Consider the following 4,928-nt stretch of genomic DNA (forward strand, 5'->3'; position numbering starts at 1 on the left):
GGTTGTCTGGTGGGCTGGCTGTCGTGGATCTCGCGCCTGTTTTCGTTCGCGACCATTGCCAACCTGGCCATCACTTATGCCGGCGGTTTCGCGCCGAACATCGTCAGCGGTTGGCCGCGAGCGGCTTGTATCGTCATCGGCTCGGCGCTGCTGACGTACCTCGTTCTGAGCGGCGTGCGTCGTTCGGCCGTGCTCAACAATGCGTTGACGGCCTGCAAAGTGCTGTTGCTCGGCGGCTTCGTGGCGGTTTGTTTGCCAGCCGCGGATTTTTCTCAGATTGAAGTAACGGCGCCGCCATCGCTGGTTGAGTGGCAGACCGCCGCGATGCTGATGGCGTACGCGTTCCTCGGTGTCGAGTCGGCGATGATCACGTCCGGTGAAATGAAGAATCCGCGTGCCGACGTGCCATTCGCGCTTGGCGTCGGGCTGGCGTGTATCGCTTTGCTATACATTGCCATCCAGATTGCTTGCATCGGCACGTTACCCGAGCTGGCGTCATCGCAACGGCCGCTGGTCGATGCCACCGAGCGAGTGCTCGGGCCGACCGGAGCGCACATCGTCAATGTCGGCGCGTTGCTCACCATGCTGGGCACGTTGTTCGCCATCCTGATGACGGGCGCGCGATTGCCGTTTGCGTTCGCAGAGCAGGGCCAGTTGCCGGCAGTGTTTGCATCGGTGCATCCGGAATCGCGCGCTCCGCATGTGGCCATCGTCGTGAGCGGTGTGTGTGCCTGCTTGCTGGCGCTCTACACGTCTTTTCTAGGGGCGCTGGTGGTGTCAGCGCTCACGCGGCTGGTCGGCTACGTGACGACGTGTGCCGCGGTGATTGTCTTGCGTCGGCGTTCGGGCGCGACCGATCGTGCCGGCTTTCAGGTGCCGGCGGGGGTAGCGATTGCGACCCTCGCCATCGTGGCGTGTGTCTGGATGATGCTCGGCTCGTCGCTCACCGAAGCCGTCGTCGTCGTGGGGCTGGGCTTGCTGGGGCTGGCGCTGTCCGGTGGCTATGTATGGCTACGGCGCAGAGGCGGGAAGCTCGCTTGATCGGGCTGGCTTTGTCGCTTTCTCGATAGTGTACGGCTGACTCGCGCGATTCCCCTGGGGGCCGCCTACGCTATAACCTTGGGCGAGGGGCGGCCCATTGCCGGAGACTCTGTGAGCACCTACACGAGCAAGATACCTTCGATACTCGGGCGGGTTCGCCAACTCGAGGACCTGCCACAAGCCATCGTCGCGTTCGGCCGCGACTATCCAGCGGGTCATCTGATCGAGCGGCACAGCCATCTGCGGGCGCAGCTGATCTACGCATCCTCCGGCATCATGCGCGTCGACACCCCGCAGGGCATTTGGGTGGTGCCGCCGATGCGCGGTATCTGGGTGCCGCCGCTGGTGCCTCATGAGATTCGCGCCAATAGCACGGTCAGACTTCGGACCTTACTACTGCGCGAAGATGTCGAGGCCGGACTGCCCCGCGAGTGTTGTGTCATCGAAGTATCGCCGCTGCTACGTGAGCTGATCTTGCGAATGATCACCTTGGGCGAAGCGCAGCCGCCGGTGATGCCTTCACCGCATCTGGTGAGCCTGATCCTGAGCGAGATCCACGAGATCGGCGCGTTGCCGCTGTATATCCCGATGCCTGAGAACATTCGGATCCGTCGCATCTGCGAACGCATCCTGCAGAACCCTTCGGATATGCGCAGCAGCGCCGAGTGGGGCGCCAACGTCGGTGCCAGCGCACGAACCTTGGAACGTTTGTTTCAAAAGGAGACCGGCATTTCGTTCGGTTCCTGGCGGCGTCAAGCTCGACTGCTCGCGGCGATGACTCAGCTCGCTGCAGGCACGCCAGTCGCAAATGTTGCTATCGATCTGGGGTACGAAAGTCCCAGTGCCTTCACTGCCATGTTCAAACGAGTGCTGGGGCATCCGCCGAGTCAGTATTGCCAACATCCAGCGCTTTGATTTGTTTGCAAGCGTCAGACGTTGTCAATACCATCCGGCAACGTAACGGACGCGGCGAGCAAATTCTGCATGAAAGCCCTGATCACGAGCGCGTGTACCGCGCTGCTGTTGTTCGGTTTGAGTCTGGATAGTTGGGCCGCACCCTCCCGCGCATTCACCATCGACGACGTCTTCAAGTTGAACGACGTGGCCAACGCGCAGCTTTCGCCGGACGGCGAATGGATCGCGTATGAAGTGAGTAGCGTCGACGTTGCCAAGGAACAGCACGTCACCCAACTGTGGATGGCGAGCTGGAACGGCAAAGCCGTTCGACAGTTGACCCAAGGCGAACGTGGCGGCAGCGATCCGCAGTGGAGCCCGGACGGCACCCAGCTCGCGTTCCTGCGCTCCGGCGATGCGCCCAATGAAGATAGCCAGATCTGGCTGCTGGATCGCCAGGGCGGTGAAGCACGACGCGTGACCGATTTGCCGGGCGGCGTCGATGGCTTTCGCTGGTCCCCGGATGGCAAGCGTTGGGTGCTGGTGCATGAGCCCAAGCCGGCCGCGCCCAAGGATGCCGACGGCGAAGACATTCCTCAGCCCATCGTCATCGATCGTTTCCAATTCAAGAACGATCACGACGGTTACAAACATCGGCGCACTGAAGGCCGCTTGTATCTTTTCGACATCGGTGCGGGCCGCATCCAGCAACTGACCACGGGCGACAACTTCGCCGAATCACAACCGGCCTGGTCGCCGGATGGCACACAGATCGCGTTCGTGAGCAATCGCGATGCCGACGCTGAGCGCAGCCAGTACGCCGATATTTTCGTGGTGTCGTCAACGGCGGGCGCGACGCCGCGGCGACTCACTGACTTTCCTGGCGACGACACCGGCCCGCTGACCTGGAGCGGCGATGGCAAGTCGATTGGGTTCTTGCGGGGCGATGAGCCTCGCTATTGGTTGTACAACCAATCCAAGTTAGCAATCGTGCCCGCGGCCGGCGGCGCTACGCGGTTGCCGGCGCTGGCATTGGATCGCGATGTCGGCTCGCCGACACTGAGCGCCGATGGTCGCTCGGCATATGCGTTGATCACAGATAATCGCATCGTGTATCCGGCGGAGATTGCTACGTCGGACGGCAAGGTGAAGCGACTGCTCAGCTCACGTTCCGTCGTTAGCTCATACACCAAAGCGCGCGGGCGCGTGGCCGTGGTCGCAAGCGAAGATGGCGCACCCTCAGAGCTCTATGCGCTGGAGAGCGGCAAGCTGCGCCGGCTGTCATCGCATAACGAAGCGTTTGTGAAAGAAGTGCACCTCGCTCCGAGCGACGACGTTGAGTACAGCGCGGCTGATGGTCAGAAGGTGTATGGCCTGTTGACGCGACCGTTGCATGCAAGCGCAGGCAGCAAACTGCCGTTGGTGTTGTGGATTCACGGCGGTCCGTACGGACAGGACGAGCACAGCTTCGACATCGAGCGACAACTGTTTGCTGCGAATGGCTACGCGGTGTTGCAGATCAATTATCGGGGCAGTAATGGCCGCGGTGTCGAGTTCGGTCGAGGCATCTTCGCCGACTGGGGCAATAAAGATGTGAGCGATCTGCTCTCGGGCGTGGATCATGTGGTCGCGAGCGGCGTCGCCGATCCGAAGCGCCTGCTGGTCGGTGGCTGGAGCCAAGGCGGCATTCTGACCAACTACATCATCGCGCGCGATCATCGCTTCCAGGCCGCAGTGAGCGGAGCGGGCGCGGGCAACCAGATCTCGCTCTATGGCTCCGATCAATATGTGTTCGGTTACGAACAGGAGTTCGGCACGCCTTGGGAAAACACCGAGACCTGGCTGCGGATCTCGGCGCCGTTCTTCAAAGCGGGTGCGATTCGCACGCCGACGATGTACGTCGGCGGCCAGGCCGATTTCAACGTGCCCATCGTCGGCAGCGAGCAGATGTATCAGGCGCTACGCTCGCGCCGCATTCCGACCCAACTCATCATCTACCCGGGCGAACATCATGGCATTCGGCGCCCGAGTTTCGTTCGCGATCTGCTGACTCGCTACCTGGCCTGGTTCGCAGAACATGTGAAGGCGGCGTCTGCGCAGCCGTCCACGGCTTCTGGCTCATAGGCGGGCTGCGACGATTGGGATCGCTGACGACGGCAAAATGACCGATCGGTTACCCGGCCGTGTCGGACCTGGTGGGAAATAACGCGGCTATGGGGCGCATCGTCGGCGTCTGGGGGTCTCCATGGGGCGGAGGGCGTCACCGGCGCGCCTCGTGTTAATGTTGTCCCCCTAGCGTCCAGCCACACCTCGAGCCGGCATCCACTATGAGTAAAGACAGCGACAGCGGCCTGCTGGCCGGCTTCATGCGCTCGCTTTCCAAGATCGAACCCAACGAGCTCAAGGCCAGCTTCGCCTCGTTCGGCTTCGTGTTCATCTTGATGGCCTCGTACTACATCCTGAAGCCGGTGCGCGACGCCATGGCCAGCGACTGGAGCGATGCCGAAGTCGCGACCTTGTGGACCATCAATTTCCTGCTCACCTTCATCGTGACGTTTTTATATGGCGCGGCGTTGTCGGTGTCGCGTTTGAAAATCGTGGTGCCCGGCGTGTACGCGTTCTTCGCCATCACCTTCATCGTGTTCGCGCTCGGCAACGGCCAGGTGCAAGACCCCACCTTGGTGGACAAGGCGTTCTATGTGTGGGTCAGCTTGTTCGCGCTGTTCCATGTGTCGGTGTTCTGGAGCTTCATGGCGGACCTGTTCAATAAGGAGCAGGCCAAACGGTTGTTCGGTTTCATTGCCACTGGCGCCAGCGTCGGTGGCTTGGTGGGGCCGCTGATCGCCATCGTGCTGGCCGAACACATCACCAGCAACGAACTGGTCGTGGTCGCGGCCGTGATGCTGGTCGGCGTGATGCCGCTGATTCCTTATCTGGAGCGACTCAAGGCCACGGAATTGGGGAATGCAGGATTGGACGGCGGTGCGGCTCAG

The 4,928-nt window shown here is 61.7% G+C and carries 4 protein-coding genes; all 4 read left to right on the forward strand.

The genetic code is table 11. The features are described from left to right. Positions 1 to 1,041 (forward strand): APC family permease (locus tag JNL55_RS32665; RefSeq protein WP_293864608.1); only part of this gene is annotated, 1,041 nt, incomplete at its 5' end. 111 nt (positions 1,042 to 1,152) lie between these two features. Then, the gene (locus JNL55_RS32670; protein ID WP_293864611.1) at positions 1,153 to 1,956 is read left to right on the forward strand and encodes an AraC family transcriptional regulator; all 804 of its coding nucleotides are present in this window, start codon (positions 1,153 to 1,155) and stop codon (positions 1,954 to 1,956) included. A gap of 69 nt (positions 1,957 to 2,025) precedes the next feature. Next, complete coding sequence (locus JNL55_RS32675) at positions 2,026 to 4,059, forward strand: alpha/beta hydrolase family protein (RefSeq protein ID WP_293864614.1); 2,034 nt, start codon at positions 2,026 to 2,028, stop codon at positions 4,057 to 4,059. Between the two features lie 203 nt (positions 4,060 to 4,262). After that, a partial coding sequence (locus tag JNL55_RS32680) for an MFS transporter (protein ID WP_322111066.1) occupies positions 4,263 to 4,928 on the forward strand: 666 nt, incomplete at its 3' end.

The sequence above is a fragment of the Steroidobacter sp. genome (assembly GCF_016790065.1).
In the GTDB taxonomy this organism is placed as follows: Bacteria; Pseudomonadota; Gammaproteobacteria; order Steroidobacterales; family Steroidobacteraceae; genus Steroidobacter.

Coding starts and splice junctions, on each gene's coding strand:
- JNL55_RS32675 (WP_293864614.1), top strand. CDS start 2,026: ATGAAAGCCCTGATCACGAGCGCGTGTACCGCGCTGCTGTTGTTCGGT.